Source organism: Campylobacter sp. 2457A (assembly GCF_020135895.1).
In the GTDB taxonomy this organism is placed as follows: domain Bacteria; phylum Campylobacterota; class Campylobacteria; order Campylobacterales; family Campylobacteraceae; genus Campylobacter_D; species Campylobacter_D taeniopygiae.
The window spans coordinates 39768-55075 of record NZ_JACHTO010000006.1; the positions used below are offsets into that span (position 1 = coordinate 39768).

The 15308-nt window shown below is 30.1% G+C and carries 14 protein-coding genes; 11 read left to right on the forward strand and 3 right to left on the reverse strand.

All coding sequences use genetic code 11. From position 1 onward, the window contains the following. Positions 1-7 precede the first annotated feature (7 nt). Complete coding sequence (locus H2280_RS03190) at positions 8-1408, reverse strand: aspartate ammonia-lyase (protein ID WP_337195533.1); 1401 nt, start codon at positions 1406-1408, stop codon at positions 8-10. A gap of 196 nt (positions 1409-1604) precedes the next feature. On the opposite strand from H2280_RS03190, the gene ung reads away from it, so the two are divergent. From ung to H2280_RS03225, 7 genes are all read left to right on the forward strand, one after another. After that, complete coding sequence (gene ung, locus H2280_RS03195) at positions 1605-2300, forward strand: uracil-DNA glycosylase (RefSeq protein ID WP_137623149.1); 696 nt, start codon at positions 1605-1607, stop codon at positions 2298-2300. Between the two features lie 381 nt (positions 2301-2681). After that, positions 2682-4349, forward strand: a complete 1668-nt coding sequence (locus H2280_RS03200; RefSeq protein WP_337215649.1) for an L-lactate permease — start codon at positions 2682-2684, stop codon at positions 4347-4349. Between the two features lie 22 nt (positions 4350-4371). Next, a complete protein-coding gene (locus H2280_RS03205; RefSeq protein WP_337215650.1) occupies positions 4372-5109 on the forward strand; it encodes a (Fe-S)-binding protein in 738 nt (245 codons plus the stop codon). After that, complete coding sequence (locus H2280_RS03210; RefSeq protein ID WP_337215651.1) at positions 5106-6542, forward strand: LutB/LldF family L-lactate oxidation iron-sulfur protein; 1437 nt, start codon at positions 5106-5108, stop codon at positions 6540-6542. The genes H2280_RS03205 and H2280_RS03210 overlap by 4 nt, the downstream gene beginning before the upstream one ends. Beyond that, positions 6535-7191: a LutC/YkgG family protein gene (locus H2280_RS03215; protein ID WP_137623153.1), complete on the forward strand. Its 657-nt coding sequence runs from the start codon at positions 6535-6537 to the stop codon at positions 7189-7191. Before H2280_RS03210 ends, H2280_RS03215 begins: the two co-directional genes overlap by 8 nt. Before the next feature lie 192 nt (positions 7192-7383). Beyond that, positions 7384-7740, forward strand: a complete 357-nt coding sequence (locus H2280_RS03220; protein ID WP_337215652.1) for a hypothetical protein — start codon at positions 7384-7386, stop codon at positions 7738-7740. A gap of 155 nt (positions 7741-7895) precedes the next feature. Next, positions 7896-9638, forward strand: coding sequence for a hypothetical protein (locus H2280_RS03225; RefSeq protein WP_337215653.1), 1743 nt, complete (start codon positions 7896-7898; stop codon positions 9636-9638). 196 nt (positions 9639-9834) lie between these two features. On the opposite strand, the gene sppA is transcribed toward H2280_RS03225, so the two are convergent. Further along, positions 9835-10725: a signal peptide peptidase SppA gene (gene sppA, locus H2280_RS03230; protein ID WP_337215654.1), complete on the reverse strand. Its 891-nt coding sequence runs from the start codon at positions 10723-10725 to the stop codon at positions 9835-9837. Then, entirely contained in the window at positions 10713-11966 is a 1254-nt protein-coding gene (gene mqnF / locus H2280_RS03235; RefSeq protein WP_442862338.1) for an aminofutalosine deaminase family hydrolase, read from the reverse strand. Before mqnF ends, sppA begins: the two co-directional genes overlap by 13 nt. A gap of 68 nt (positions 11967-12034) precedes the next feature. Here mqnF and aroQ point away from each other — a divergent pair, with 68 nt between their 5' ends. From aroQ to flhG, 4 genes are read left to right on the forward strand one after another with little or no spacing between them, the layout of a single operon-like run. Then, the gene (gene aroQ / locus H2280_RS03240; RefSeq protein ID WP_137623158.1) at positions 12035-12514 is read left to right on the forward strand and encodes a type II 3-dehydroquinate dehydratase; all 480 of its coding nucleotides are present in this window, start codon (positions 12035-12037) and stop codon (positions 12512-12514) included. 6 nt (positions 12515-12520) lie between these two features. Further along, on the forward strand, positions 12521-13003 hold the full coding sequence (folK, locus tag H2280_RS03245) for a 2-amino-4-hydroxy-6-hydroxymethyldihydropteridine diphosphokinase (protein WP_137623159.1): 483 nt from the start codon (positions 12521-12523) through the stop codon (positions 13001-13003). Then, positions 13004-14437, forward strand: coding sequence for a flagellar biosynthesis protein FlhF (gene flhF / locus H2280_RS03250; protein ID WP_337215656.1), 1434 nt, complete (start codon positions 13004-13006; stop codon positions 14435-14437). It abuts the gene before it with no gap. Beyond that, positions 14430-15296 (forward strand): flagella biosynthesis ATPase FlhG, encoded by an 867-nt coding sequence (gene flhG, locus H2280_RS03255; RefSeq protein WP_337215657.1) that lies wholly within the window; start codon positions 14430-14432, stop codon positions 15294-15296. Before flhF ends, flhG begins: the two co-directional genes overlap by 8 nt. Positions 15297-15308 lie beyond the last annotated feature (12 nt).

Sequence of the window (15308 nt, forward strand, 5' to 3'; positions counted from 1 at the left end):
AAACCTTTTATTTTTCAATACGTGGATTTAGCATATTTTCAGGAGTTAAATATTCATCTAGTTTTTCTTTGGTTAATAAGCCTCTTTCTAAAACTATGTCAGCAACGCTTTTTCCAGTTTGTAAAGCTTCTTTTGCAACTGATGCTGAATTTTCATATCCTATATAAGGATTTAAAGCAGTAACCAAACAAACAGAATTTAACATAGTTTCTTTACATTTTTCTGGATTAGCTGTTAAATGCTTAATTGCTTTGTTAGCTAAAGTTAGCATTGCATTTTCTAAAAGAACTAAAGAATTAAATAAAGCATAAGCAATTCCTGGCTCAAATGCATTAAGCTCAAATTCTCCTCTTTCTGAACAAAGTGCTATAGTTACATCATTTCCTATAACCTCATAACAAGCTTCTCCAACTACTTCTGGAATAACTGGATTGACTTTACCTGGCATGATAGAACTACCTGGTTGCATTTGAGGTAAATTAACTTCGCCTAAACCACATCTTGGGCCTGAATTCATTAATCTTATATCATTAGCAATTTTAGAAAGTCTAACCGCAGCAGTTTTTAAAGCTCCGCTTACATGGACAAAATCAGCTGTATCTTGAGTCGCCGCTATAAAATCTTCTGCTGGTCTAAAAGTGGAACCTGTTATATCACTTAAATATTTTTCAACTAAATCTTTATAATCAGGATGACAACAAATTCCTGTGCCGATCGCTGTTGCTCCTAAATTTAAATAAGTCATTGATTCTCTTGCTTTGGTAATTTTTTCTATATCGCTTTTTAAATAGCTTGCAAAAGCATTAAAAGTATTTCCTAAGGTTGTAGGAACAGCATCTTCAAGCTCTGTTCTACCGATTTTTAATATATCTTTCCATTCTTTTGCTTTAATTTCTAATTCATTTTTTAATACTTCCATAGCCTTAAGCAAATCACCCATTTTAGCATGAACTGCAACTTTAATAGAACTTGGATAAGCATCATTAGTTGATTGGCCAAAATTTGTATTGTCATTTGGATGAAGGTATTGATATTCCCCTTTTTTATGTCCCATCATTTCAAGGGCGACATTAGTAATCACTTCATTAGCATTCATATTTGTGCTTGTTCCAGCACCACCTTGAACCATATCCACTACAAATTGATCCAAAAATTCACCATTTATAATTCTATCACAAGCTTTAACTATATAATCAGCTCTATCGGCTGGAACCATTCCTAAATCTTTATTAGCTAATGCTGCTGCTTTTTTAACTTGCGCAAAAGCTTTTACAAAAAATGGATATTCTTTTAAAACCCTACCACTCATTTTAAAATTTTCTAAAGCTCTATAAGTTTGCACTCCATAATACACGTCATCAGGAATTTCTAATTCCCCTATAAAATCGTGTTCTTTTCTTGTTCCCATTATAAACCTTTCGTATAGTTTGTATTTTTAATGTAAACACTAAAAATCTACATAGATAAGTATATTCTTGTTTTAGTTAATATTTAGTTAATATTATTAACATTTATTCAAGTAAAACTAAATAAAAAGATTAAAAATATATCTATAAATAAATTTGTTATAATTTCTTCAATATAAAACTTTGGATTATCATAAAATGGAAAAAATAGCTATTAATCTAGAAAATATTAAAATAAACGAGGATTGGAAAAATTTTTTAAAAGAAGAATTTTTAAAACCTTATTTTTTAGAAATTAAAAAAAAATACATTCACGCCTTAGAAAATAAAAAAACGATCTATCCGCCAGCAAATTTAACTTTTAATGCCTTCAATCTTACTCCTTTAAAAGATTTAAAAGTGATCATTTTGGGGCAAGATCCTTACCATCAAGAAGGTCAAGCAATGGGACTTAGTTTTTCAGTTCCCAAAGGGATTAAAATTCCCCCAAGCCTAGCTAATATCTATAAAGAGCTTTATAATGATTTAAAAATTCAACCTGTAAAAGATGGGGATTTGAGTTTTTGGGCAAAACAAGGGGTTTTGCTTTTAAATTCTATTCTTAGTGTTGAAGCTGGAAAACCTGCGAGTCATAGCACTTGGGGTTGGCAAGAATTTAGCGATGCTATCATATCTAAACTCAGTATAGAAAAAACAGGACTTATTTTTATACTTTGGGGGAATTTTGCAAAATCTAAAAAAAATCTTATTGATACAAAAAAACATTTTATATTAGAAGCTGCTCACCCTAGTCCATTAGCTAGAACAGGCTTTTTAGGATGTAAACATTTTTCAAAAGTCAATGAAATTTTAAAAAGCTTAGGAAAAGATATTATAAATTGGGATTTGAAATAATTTTTCTAAAAAGCTGAATTTAATCAGCTTTTTAGATTGCAATATTTTTAAAAGATTCATTAGCTATATCGGTTTATTTTTAAATTAATTTAGTTTTTTGATAAAAAATAAAAAATTAATTTAAATTTAAATTTTATATTTAATAAAAAGCAATACTGATAACTACAATAATATAAAAGATTAAAAAATATTTTTAAATATAAAAATTATTTCATTATGTTTATATTTTATTAAAAATAAAAAAATCAATATGTTACAAAAATACACAAAATTTTAAAGAACTCATAAACTTTAACACCCTATTTCATTTCTTAAAATCTATTTTTTAAAAATTTGATACAATGGCCAAAGATGTCAAAAAATTTAAGGAGAAAATATCTAATGTGGCAACAAATTTATGACCCAATGAATAATATTTGGCTAAGTGCTTTAATAGCATTTTTACCGATTCTTTGTTTTTTAGCTTGTCTGGTTTTTTTTAAACTTAAGGGTTTTCAAGCTGGATTTTTAACCGTTATTACAGCATCTTTGGTGGCTTTATTTGCATATAAAATGCCTTGGAATTTAGTTGGAGCAAGTTTTATTCAAGGCTTTATTAATGGTATGTGGCCTATCGCTTGGATTATCATTGCAGCGATTTTTCTTTACAAACTTTCGATTAAATCAGGTTCTTTTGAAGTTATCAAAAAAAGCGTTATGAGTATCACTCCAGATCATAGAATGCAAGTGATTTTGATCGGTTTTTGTTTTGGATCATTTTTGGAAGGTGCGATAGGATTTGGTGGACCAATTGCTATTACCGCAGCTCTTTTGGTTGGACTTGGTTTTAAGCCATTGCAAGCAGCAGGGCTTTGTTTGATTGCAAATACCGCACCTGTAGCTTTTGGAGCAGTTGGAATTCCTGTTATTGCAATGTGTGATTTGGTTAAAATTGAAAGTCAATCTGTTTCAGCTATGATAGGTAGAATGCTTATTCCTCTTAGTTTTATTGTGCCTTTTTTTGTTGTATTTTTAATGAATGGTTTCAAAGGCGTTAAAGAAACTTTTCCTGCAGTTTTTGTTGCAGCAGCAAGCTTTACCCTTACTCAATATCTTAGTTCTAACTATTTAGGCGCAGAACTTCCGAGCATTATTTCTGCTGTTGCTTCTTTGGCTATTACAACTTTATTTTTAAAATTTTGGAAAATAAAAAATATTTACCGCGTTGATGGAGAAACTAATTTTCAAACCAATGATAATCTTAGTCTTTCTTCAGTATTGAAAGCTTGGGCTCCATTTATCTTGCTTATAGTTTGTATAATTTTTTGGACTCAACCTTGGTTTAAAAATCTTTTTGGAAAAGATGGAATTTTTGCCTTTACTAGCATCACTATTGCATTTAACAATATCACTCAAGGAATACTTAGTCCTTCTATTGTGGATGCAAGTGTTCTTAAGCCAGTTAGCTTAAATTTGGGCATAGATTTTATCAATGGAAAAACTGTAGCTCAAGCAGGAACTGCTATTTTGTTTGCAGCGTTTTTGACTATTTTTATTTTAAAAATCAAAGCAAGCGATGCCGCTGAGTGTTTTGGAGCAACTTTAAAAGAAATGGCTATTCCTTGTCTTACTATAGGTCTTGTAGTGGCTTTTGCTTTTATTTCTAAAAATAGCGGTATGAGTGCGACTTTGGGTCTTGCATTTGCACACACAGGCGATATATTCTCTTTCTTCTCTCCTGCTATAGGTTGGATAGGAGTATTTTTAACTGGATCTGATACAAGTGCTAATTTACTTTTTGGAACTTTACAACAAGCAACCGCTCAAAAGCTTGGAGTTAATGAAGTTTTATTTTTAGCAGCAAATTCTGTAGGTGGAGTTGTTGGAAAAATGATCAGTCCTCAAAGTATAGCAGTTGCTTGTGCAGCCGTTGGACTAGTAGGAAGAGAATCTGAACTTTTCAAATTTACTCTTAAATATTCTATAGCTTTTATTATTTTAGTGGGAATTTGGACTTGTTTTATCGCTTTCTTCTTACAAGGTATTATTCCTAGTGTTGTTTTAAAATAGTAATTATTGAAAGGTAAATTTAATGAAAAAAGTATATTTTTATGCAACTTGCTTAGGCACAGCAGCTATGCAAGATACAATTTTAAATGCTTTAAAACTTTTACGTTTAGAAGGAGTTGAAGTTATATTCAAGAAAAAACAAACTTGCTGCTCTCAACCTTCTTTTAATTCGGGTTATTTTAAAGAGAGTAAAGAGATTGCAATGTATAATGTAAATCTCTTTGATGAACCTTATCCTATCGTTGTACCGAGTGGATCTTGTGCTGGAGTAATGGCTCATGATTATTTAGAGCTTTTTAAAAATGATCCCCAATTTGAAAAAGTAAAAAATTTTAGTCAAAGAGTAATAGAACTTTCTCAATATCTTGATGAAGTTTTAAATGTAAATTATGAAGACAAAGGCGAGCCTGTAAAAATAACTTGGCATTCAAATTGTCATGCCTTAAGAGTTCAAAAAAGTATAGATGCAAATAAAAACTTAATCAAAAGACTTAAAAATGTTGAACTTGTACCTTTAACTTATGAAGAAGAATGCTGTGGATTTGGTGGGACTTTTTGTGTAAAAGAGCCTGAAATTTCAAACGCTATGGCACAAAGCAAAATTAAAGATATCCAAAATACAGGAGTAAAATATTTAGTCAGTGCCGATGGAGGCTGTTTGCTTAATTTGGGAGGCACCATAAAAAAAATGGGGCTTGATATCAAACCTATCCATTTGTATGACTTTTTAATCAAACGCTTACAAGGAGAAAGACTATGAATGCTAAAATGCCTCATGAGCAAATCGTTCATATAAAACTAAACGATAAACAAATGCAAGAAAACCTTGTTAATGCTATGCATACTTTGCAAACCAATCGTTTTAAAGTGATTGATGCTAAATTTAATGATTGGCAGGGCTTAAGATCTAAAGCCAAACAAGCTAAAAATAATGCTTTAATGAGTTTAAAAGATCGCTTATTAGAATTTGAAAAAAATGCCACAGCTAATGGAATGATCGTGCATTGGGCAGATACAAAAGAGGATGCTTGTGAAATTATTTATCAACTCATGATAGAAAAAAATATCTCTAAAGTTCTAAAAGGCAAATCAATGGCCAGTGAAGAGATAGGCTTAAATCACTATTTAGAAAGCAAAGGAATGAAAGCCATTGAAACTGATTTAGGTGAACTTATTTTACAATTAAACGATGAAGCACCTGTGCATATCGTAGTTCCAGCCATCCATAGAAATCGTTATGAAATAGGAAAAATCTTTAAAGAAAAATTAAACTCTGAATTAGAAAGCGAACCAGAAAAACTTAATGCCATAGCAAGAAAACATTTAAGGGATGAATTTGAAGGTTTAAAATTGGGTTTAAGCGGAGTTAATTTTGCCATGTCCAAAGAAGGAGCTTTTTGGCTTATAGAAAATGAAGGTAATGGCAGGATGTGTACCACAGCTCCTGATATCCATATAGCACTTTGCGGTATAGAAAAAGTTATGGAAACTTTTGAAGATGCGGCTACAATGGTATCTTTGCTTACTCCTTCTGCTACGGGACAATTTATACCAACTTACAATAACATTATCACAGGGCCAAGAAAAAATGGAGAATTAGACGGTCCTAAAGAAGTGCATGTGGTATTATTTAATAACAACCGCACTAATATGCTTGCTAATGAAGATTATTACGAGGCTTTAAGGTGTATAAGATGTGGCGCTTGTATGAATTTCTGTCCTGTTTATGATCAAATAGGCGGACACACTTATCAAACAACCTATCCAGGGCCTATAGGAGAAGTTATTAGTCCAAATATTTTTGGTATAGATCATACGGGAGATATTTTAACTTTTTGCTCACTTTGCGGACGTTGTTCAGAGGTTTGTCCTGTTAAAATTCCTTTAGCTGATCTTATTAGAAAATTAAGACGCGATAAAGTAGGACAAGGAGATAATCCACCTATAGGTGCGAATTTAGTTCATCACAATGCCATGGAAGCTTTTGCTTTTGCAAAATTTAAAAGCTTAGCTACTAGTGGAAATTTGTGGAGATTTTCTTTTTCAAAGGCTCATTATTTTAATTCTTTACTGCATAAATTTAAAGATTCTTTGCCAGTAATTAAAAATTGGAGCGCTTTTAAAGAATTACCAGAAATTAAAAAAGATCTATACAAAGAAGTAGAAAAACTTCAAGGAGTTATTTATGAATAAAATTGCAGAAATTTCCTCAAAAAGCAAAGCAAATATTTTAAAAAAGCTAGAAAATTACTATCATGAAACAGAATTTTCTCGTACTCCAAGCATTGATCCTGTAGAACATATTCGTACCACAGATGACATGCTTAGCGAATTAAAGCAAAAAATGAGCGATAATAGATATATCGTTGAAGAAAGCACTCAAGATAAACTTGAAGAAAAAATCAATGAAATTGCTTCAAGTTATGGCTATACAAAACTGATCTATCCACAAAATTTGAATTTGAATTTGGAAAAGATCAATGCCGAAGAAAAAGTTTGCTTTGATAAAAACATAGAAGATTTAAGATCCGAAGTTTTTCATAGCGACTTTTCTATTATCCATGCAAGAGTTGGAGTTAGCTCTCATGGTGTTGCTTTAGTGCTTTCATCAAAAGAGCAACCTAGAATGCTTTCTTTGGCTCCAAAACTTTGTATTGTTTTGCTTAAAAAAGAAAATATAGTTAAAAGTCTTAGCGAAGCTTTGAATTTAACTAAAAAAGAGCATGAGAATTTACCAAGTAATATCTTATTTATCGCAGGACCTTCAAGAACAGCTGATATTGAACTTATCACTGTTTTTGGTGTTCATGGGCCACAACAAGCGCATATTATTTTATACTGATTTTTATTCTAGATAATTTTATCTAGAATAAAAAATTAAACTACAAAATTAAAAATTTATTCTCACTGTTATAAATTTCGCATATTGATCTAATTAATAGTATTTTAATCCTAAATTAAATAATTTTTTGATAAATTACAAAAAAATAATTAAGGCTATATTTATAAATTATTGTTTTAAGGAAAATTATTAATGTTAGTTTACATAAATAAATACGATAAATTAATTTATCATCAAGATATAAATGATGAAAATTGCTTCATTGTTTCTATAAAAAATATCAATAATTTTTTTCACTCAAGACTTGTTTATACGGATTTTAAATTTTTCATTGATAGCCATTTAACTTTAAATCAATTTATTGAAAATAGTTCAGATGATCGCGGTATATATTTTAAATACTTTTTTTCAGATCACTTTCATTTCAACACAACACAAAACCAATTTAACTCAGATATCATTCATATCATGAAAAAAATTTTTGAACTCATTGCAAGTGAAGAAAACAAAACTACGCAAAATATTAAAATATTGTTTCGAAAAATTTAAATCTCTTCAATCTTACCTATTTAAGTATTTATAGATAATTTAATTTATCTATAATATTTTTATTTATTGAAATCATAAAATAATTTAATAATATCAATTATTTTTTATTATAATATCAATTATTTTTAATAATAAATATTTTATAAGGAAAATTTATGCTTAATCAAATTTATTATTATTACTTTAATTCTCATTATGAAAAATGTCTAGAAATAAGTGAAAAATATCTTGATAACACTGATGCTTTAACATATGCTACACTATGTTCTTTTAAGCTATCTATAAATGATAAAGCCTTATATTATACTAAACAACTTTTTATAAAAAATCCAACCAGTTTTAATGGTCTTTTACTTGCAAAGGCTTATATATTAAATTCCAAATTTCAAGAAGCGCTTGATCTACTTCAAAAGCTTGAAGCAAAAAATGATACCTTACATGATGAAATCAATTTAGAATTAGCCTTACTCTTTCAAATGATAGGCAAATTAGAAGAAACAGAAAAAATCTTTCAAAATTTACTCAAAAAAGATCCTTATAATTTAAATTTATGGAAAAGTTATGCTGAAATCTACTTTAAAAAAGATTTCAATAAAGCCCTTAAAGCCCATGAGGAACTCTACGCCTTTTGCATACAAACTAATGAAAAAATCAAGCAAGGATTATTAGTAGAAAAAACACATTCTAATGCGTCAAATTTTCAAGATCGTTTGCAAAATAAAACAAAAGAAAATATAACAATCGCAAAAATTGAAGAATTTTTAAATACCCAAATTTTACCCCAAAAAGCATATTTACTTTTTAAACTTTTTAAAATAGAACAATCTTTAGCCCTGTTTCAATCCTTACAAGAATTTAATCAACATAGCGCTCAATTTTGGCAAAACTATGCCAAGGTTTTAGAATTTAGCTCCAATTATCAAAATGCTTATCATGCGTATCAAAAAGCTTTGAGTTTGCACTCGCATGCAACTTATAAATTTGATTTGGCCTATCTTTTAATGCGTATGGGCGTAGAGGATAATTTCGAAGAAGGAAAAAAATTTTATGAAAGCCGACTTTTTTATGCCCATAATGAAACTTTTTCAGCCTACCACTACAATAAAACAATGCAAGCTTTCAATAAAGACGGCATAGAAGCATTTAAAAATAAAGAAATTCTTGTGTTCTGTGAGCAAGGATATGGGGATACCATCATGTATTCTAGATGTTTAGAAAAAATTTGCCAAATCACTTCTAATGTACTTTTTGCGCCTCAAAGTGCTATGTATGAAATGTTTAAAAGTCAAATCAAAATTTTAAATCAATCCGAAAAGAGTTTTAAAAATTTAAAAGTATTAAAAAGTTTGCCAAAAAATTTTGATTATGCTATGCCAATTTGTTCTTTACCTTTTTTTATGGATATCAAATTAACAGAACTTTCCCAACTAAAAACCCCAATAAAAGCGTATCATAGGGCACAAGATAAAATCAAAAAAATAGGAATTTTTTGGTTTACCCCAAATGCTATAGATTCTGAAACAACAAGGAATTTTAAGTTAGAATTTTTACTTGATGCCTTAAAAGATACACCATATGAGCTTATTTCTTTCCAAATGCAAGGTGATTATAAATTGCCAGATAAAATAGAAAATAGAGCCACAAAAATAAAAAATTGGAATGATACTTTAAATAATTTAAGCAATATTGATTGCATGATCACTATAGATAGTGCTATAGCACATCTTAGTTTAGCCCTTGAAATTCCAACAATAGTTCTTTTAAAACCAAGATTTGATTGGCGTTGGGGAAAATTTGAACAACCAAAAAGCTTTTTTTGGCCAAAAGCAAAAATTTTAGTCGTTAAAGATGAGAAAAATGCCAAAGCAGAGCTTAATAAACTCATAAAAACCATTTAAGGAGTATATCATCGAAAAAGTTAAATATTTTATTTTAGATAAAGAGTATTACTCTTATCCTATATTAAGTCAAGAAATTATTTGTCCTTATTGCAATCAGTCCTTTTGCGTAGAATACGCTTCAAATTTAGAGCAAATGCAAAAAGAATGTCCTTTTTTCAAAAATAAAATGAAAATTCATTTAAATAAACAATAATTATCTTGCGTCAAAAAAACTGCTTTTATAGATCAGTTGAGTAAAACTTTGACTTATTAAACTTGAAGTTTTATTCTCTAAACGATTAAATAATTTATCGATTTTATCCTCTTCTTTCCAAATAGGCATTTGAACCTTGCTAAGTTTTTCAAGCTCTTTTTTAGCATTTTCATAATTACTGACATCATCAATTAAACCGAGTTCCTTAGCTTTTTGTGCTAAAAATACCCTCGCATTAGCCCAAGTATCTTTTTGAGCTTTATCTAAATTTCTTTCCTTCGAAACAAAATTAACAAATAAATCATAACTTTGATTGATTAAATCTTGTAAATATTGCTTTTCCTCACCACTCCAAGCCCTTGTAAAAGTCCCTGCACTTTTAAATTCCCCAGCTTGTATGGTTTGTTCTTTAATGCCTAATTTATTAGCCAACTCACTAATATCAGCCCCTTGCATAATCACTCCAATCGATCCAATAAAACTTGCAGGATTAGCCAAAATTTTATTAGCTCCTACCCCTGCTAAATAACTCCCGCTTGCCATAGTGCCACTTGCATACACCACCACAGGTTTTTTAGCTCTTAAATCTTTTATAGATAAAGCAAGTTCCATACTTGGAGCAAAAGCACCTCCTGGAGAATCGATCACAAAAAGAACCCCTTTAATTTGATCATCATTTTTAGCGTTGATGATTTTTTCTAACACAGAAGAACTATCAAAAATTTCACCCTTTAAATCAATACGTTCTAAATTAGCAAAATGCGAATTTGAACCTTGACTCGAAGCAAAAATCCAAATCACAATTAATAATAAAACAAAAGTTTTAAAATAAGTATTGATAAATTTAATACCATTTCCTAGAGTTTTAAAAAACGATTTTATAAATTGCATTCTCTTCCTTTTATAAAAAATTTTTCCACTTCTTTAGCATTTAAAATAAATTGCAAAGGCGCTTGTTTTTTTTCACATTCTCCAAGATTAAAAACACTAAAATCCGCATTTTTTCCAATTTTTAACTCTCCTGCGTTTAAATTTAAAGCTTTTGAAGGATATAACGTTGCCATTTGCAAAAGTTTAGAAGCTAATTTTAGTAAATCTTCCCCTTGATGAATTAATAAATTCGCACGCATTTCATCAAGTAAGGATAAAGAGATGTTAGAACTAAGTCCATCGGTTCCAAGATGAACATTTAAACCACTCTTTAAAGCTTTTTTTAAATCAAATCTTTTTTGGCTTAAAAGACGATTTGAAAAAGCACAATGAGTTATAGAATGATAAGTTTTATCCAGCCATTCATATTCTTTTAAATAAACACAGTGTGCAAAAAGAGTTTTTACATTTTCAAAAAGCTTTACATAATCTTTTGGCGCATAAAATGGCTTAGGATTAGCTATAAAATTTTCCAACCATTTTTTAAATCCACCTTGTGCTTTTCTTAGCCAATTATTTTCAGCCCTACTTTCTAAAAAATGAGTGCTTACTAACAAATCATATTTTCTTGCTAAATCAAGCGCAAAATGAGCAAGTTTTGGATGAGTGGAATAAGCAGAATGCACAGAAATTGCAGGAATAAAAAATTCGCTTTTATGTTTTAAAGAATTTTCAAATCTTTTTAAAAATTCAACTTTTTTTTCTTCAATTTGATCTTCATTTGTGCCTAAAATTTCATTAAAATAAACAACGCGTATGCCCTTTTCGCTTGCTTTTAAACAAGCATTAAAATCACTCCCGAAGCTTGAAATTTCACCTATAGTTCCCACTCCGCTTTTTTGCATTTTTCTTATATTTTCAAAAATCAATTCTTCTTTAGCCTTAGCGCTTAAAAAAGAGCGTGATTTAATCACACTTTTAAGCCAAGTCAAAAACTCTCCAAAATGCAAAGTTGTAGAATTAGCACTAAATTCTAAGTGCGTATGAGGATTAATAAAAGCTGGAAGAATAATGGAATTTTGATCCGTTTTTATCCATTGGGCCTTAGGATATTTTTTTAACAAATGCTCAAGTTCTCCAAATTCTAAGATTTTATCCTCAAAAACAAAGGCTTGATTTTCTAAAATAGTAAAATTTTCATCACATAAAAAAAGATATTTTGCACCAATAATATACACGAATTTTTCCTTAAATAAAATCATGATTGTAGCAAAAATTTATTTTAAAATGTTATAATAGAAAGTTAAAAATAATTTTTAAGGTGAATTTTATGAAAATAATGGTCATTCAAGGTCCAAATATCAACATGCTAGGAATAAGAGAGATCAATATTTATGGCGCAATGAAAATGGATGATATCCACGAACAAATGAAAATTGCAGCATCTCAAAATAATGTTGAACTTGACTTTTTTCAAAGTAATTTTGAAGGAGAAATTGTAGATAAAATTCAAGAGTGTTTGGGCACCAAAGATGGGATTATTATCAATGCTGGAGCTTACACTCACACTTCTGTAGCGATTCGAGATGCCATAGCAGCAGTAGCTTTACCAACTGTAGAAGTTCATATTTCTAACACTTATCGCAGAGAAGAATTTCGTCAAAAAAGTTTAATCGCTCCAGTTTGCTCTGGATCGATTATAGGTTTTGGTCCTTTTGGATATCATTTAGCCCTTATGGGTGTGATCCAAATTTGCGATCAAATTAACAATTTACGCAGTATGCAAGCACAAGCACAGGTTCAAAATTAAACCATAATGCTAAAAATAAAAGGAGCGAGACGACTAGAAAAAAGTCGTTTTTTTCCTTATTTTAGCCGAGATAAAAAGGAGTTTAAGTATTTTGCTATTTTGGGCTTAGGGAGTAATATAGAGCCTGAAAAAAAACGTTTTGATGCCTTATTTAGAAAATTCATGGATGATAAAAGAATAAAAGTTTTAGAAACTTCACCTTATCTCATCAATGAAGCTTTTGGATTTAAAGCACAAAAAGATTTTACCAATGCTATTATGCTAGTGCAAACAAATTTACACGCAAGAGCTTTTTTGAAAGTTTTACTTTTTTACGAGTTGAAATTCAAACGCAAAAGAACTTTCAAAAACGCTCCTAGAACGCTTGATTTGGATCTTTTGTATTTTTCTAGAAAAGTCAAGTGTGATGCGTGGTGTAAGGTGCCTCATCCAGGGGCTAAAGAAAGAATAAGCGTAATTTTACCTTTGGGCTTGATAAAAGGATTATAAATGGGACAACTTATCCATACCTTTACCGTTGAAGATACAGAGCAAATCATACCTAAAGTCAAAGAAGACTATGGCGATAAGGCACTCATCATCACCAATAAACAAATTCGCCCAAAAACCCTTAATCGTGGTGCGCTCTATGAAGTGATGGTTGCTATCGAAGAGGCTGATTATCATGAACATCTTAAAAAAATGGGAAAAAGCTTACCACCTAAAAAACCTATTCAAAAAAATATTCCAAATCCTAATATTGTAGAAAAACCAAAGGCTAAAACCACAAATGTAAGTGAAGATGAAGATGTTATTCTTGATTTTTCAAACGCAAAAGCCAGTTTGAATTTAGGTGCTTCTAGGGTTGAAAATAAAAATTATCAAAACTTTCCACCTAGCAAGATAAATCCTAGCACATCAATGGATTTTAGTGATTTTAAGGAACGCTTGAGTGAGGTTAGCAGTGAAATTTCTAAAGTAACTAATACACCTTTAGAAGATTGCACACCTCAACCAAATTATAATAAAAAAATAGAACATGTTGAAAAACAAATCAATAAACTCAATGATAAAATTGATCTTTTAGCTGATATGATGTGGGATGAAAAAGCTGAAGCACGCAACAATCTCATCATTCCTCCAGAATTTGCAACCATTTATAAACAAGCCAAAGAAAGCGGAATGCTTGAAAAACATTTAGAAGCCATCATGAAAGCAACCATTGAAAATATGCCAGCTTCCATGAAAACTAATAAAGAAGCGGTGCAAAGATATTTTTATTCTCTTTTGAGAAATATTTTACCTTGTCGCGTTGAAAGCGATATTAAAAAGCAAAAAATTATGATGCTAGTTGGTCCAACAGGAGTAGGAAAAACCACTACTTTAGCAAAACTAGCTTTTAGATACGCTTATGGCGATAAACGTTATAAAACGGGTATTATCACGCTTGATACTTACAGAATTGGTGCAGTAGAACAGCTTTTTCAATACGCTAAAATGATGAAACTTCCTATCATCGATAGTATAGAGCCAAAGGATCTTGATGAAGCGATTAAAAGCTTAAATAATTGTGAAATTATCCTAGTTGATACCATAGGAAATTCACAATACGATCAAACCAAACTTGCCAAAACAAAAGAATTTTTAATGCATTCTAATGCTGAAATTGATGTTAATTTAGTGATTTCGGCAAATACAAAACATGAAGATTTGATGGAAATTTACAAAAACTTCTCATTTTTAAATATAGACACTCTTATTATCACCAAATTTGATGAAACCAAAGTGTTTGGAAATATATTTTCTCTTATTTATGAAACTAATATACCTCTTAGCTTTTTTTCAACCGGACAAGAAGTTCCAGATGATATAGAAGTAGCAAACAGTGACTTTTTAGTTCGTTGCATCCTAGAAGGTTTTAACAAAGGAAAAAACAATGGATAATCAAGCCAATAAACTTCGTACTTTAATGAATCAAAATGGCAGCAAAAAATCACAAAACACTCATTTTATTGCTATTACAAGTGGCAAAGGTGGCGTAGGTAAAAGTACCATCAGTGCAAATTTAGCCAATGTTTTAGCAAAAAATGGCTATAAGGTAGGATTATTTGATGCTGATATTGGCTTAGCAAATTTGGATGTGATTTTAAATGTTCGCATTCATAAAAATCTTTTACATGTTTTACGTGGAGAATGTTCTTTAGAAGATATACTTATCGAAGTAAAGCCTAATTTATGGCTTATACCGGGTGAAAGCGGGGATGAAATTTTAAAATATAATGATAAAAATATTTATGAAAGATTTTTAAATCAAGCAAGCATCTTAGATGAACTTGATTTTCTCATTATAGATACAGGAGCAGGAATTGGCGGCAATACCTTAAATTTTCTAGAAATGGCCGATGAAGTTATTGTCGTAACCGTTCCTGATCCTGCTGCAATCACAGATGCTTATGCCACCATTAAAACCACTTCAAAAACCAAAGAAAATTTACTCATGTTATTTAACGTGGTAAAAAATGAAAAAGAAGCCTTAAAAGTTTTTGAAAATATTAAAAAAGTCGCAGATGCCAATATTAAAAATCCTCTTAATCTAGAATTTTTAGGACACCTAAGCTCTTCAAAAGATATTAGCTCAAGCATAAAAAAACGCACCCTATTTACAGATGAAAATACTAACGCGAGTGATGAGTTAAAATCCCTAGCTTCTAAGCTTTTATATAGATTGGAACGAAAAATGCTTGATAATATTTCAAGTCGAAGTTTTTCAAATTTCTTTAGAAAAATTATCGAAAGATTTTAAATAAAGAAGAGA

Bases quoted from the DNA above. Each gene is read 5' to 3' on its own strand.
- aroQ (WP_137623158.1), top strand. From the start codon at position 12,035: ATGAAAATAATGGTCATTCAAGGTCCAAATATCAACATGCTAGGAATA.
- H2280_RS03215 (WP_137623153.1), top strand. From the start codon at position 6,535: ATGAATAAAATTGCAGAAATTTCCTCAAAAAGCAAAGCAAATATTTTA.
- mqnF (WP_442862338.1), bottom strand. From the start codon at position 11,966: ATGATTTTATTTAAGGAAAAATTCGTGTATATTATTGGTGCAAAATAT.
- H2280_RS03225 (WP_337215653.1), top strand. From the start codon at position 7,896: ATGCTTAATCAAATTTATTATTATTACTTTAATTCTCATTATGAAAAA.
- sppA (WP_337215654.1), bottom strand. From the start codon at position 10,725: ATGCAATTTATAAAATCGTTTTTTAAAACTCTAGGAAATGGTATTAAA.
- H2280_RS03200 (WP_337215649.1), top strand. From the start codon at position 2,682: ATGTGGCAACAAATTTATGACCCAATGAATAATATTTGGCTAAGTGCT.
- H2280_RS03205 (WP_337215650.1), top strand. From the start codon at position 4,372: ATGAAAAAAGTATATTTTTATGCAACTTGCTTAGGCACAGCAGCTATG.
- flhG (WP_337215657.1), top strand. From the start codon at position 14,430: ATGGATAATCAAGCCAATAAACTTCGTACTTTAATGAATCAAAATGGC.
- folK (WP_137623159.1), top strand. From the start codon at position 12,521: ATGCTAAAAATAAAAGGAGCGAGACGACTAGAAAAAAGTCGTTTTTTT.
- H2280_RS03220 (WP_337215652.1), top strand. From the start codon at position 7,384: ATGTTAGTTTACATAAATAAATACGATAAATTAATTTATCATCAAGAT.
- H2280_RS03210 (WP_337215651.1), top strand. From the start codon at position 5,106: ATGAATGCTAAAATGCCTCATGAGCAAATCGTTCATATAAAACTAAAC.
- ung (WP_137623149.1), top strand. From the start codon at position 1,605: ATGGAAAAAATAGCTATTAATCTAGAAAATATTAAAATAAACGAGGAT.
- H2280_RS03190 (WP_337195533.1), bottom strand. From the start codon at position 1,408: ATGGGAACAAGAAAAGAACACGATTTTATAGGGGAATTAGAAATTCCT.
- flhF (WP_337215656.1), top strand. From the start codon at position 13,004: ATGGGACAACTTATCCATACCTTTACCGTTGAAGATACAGAGCAAATC.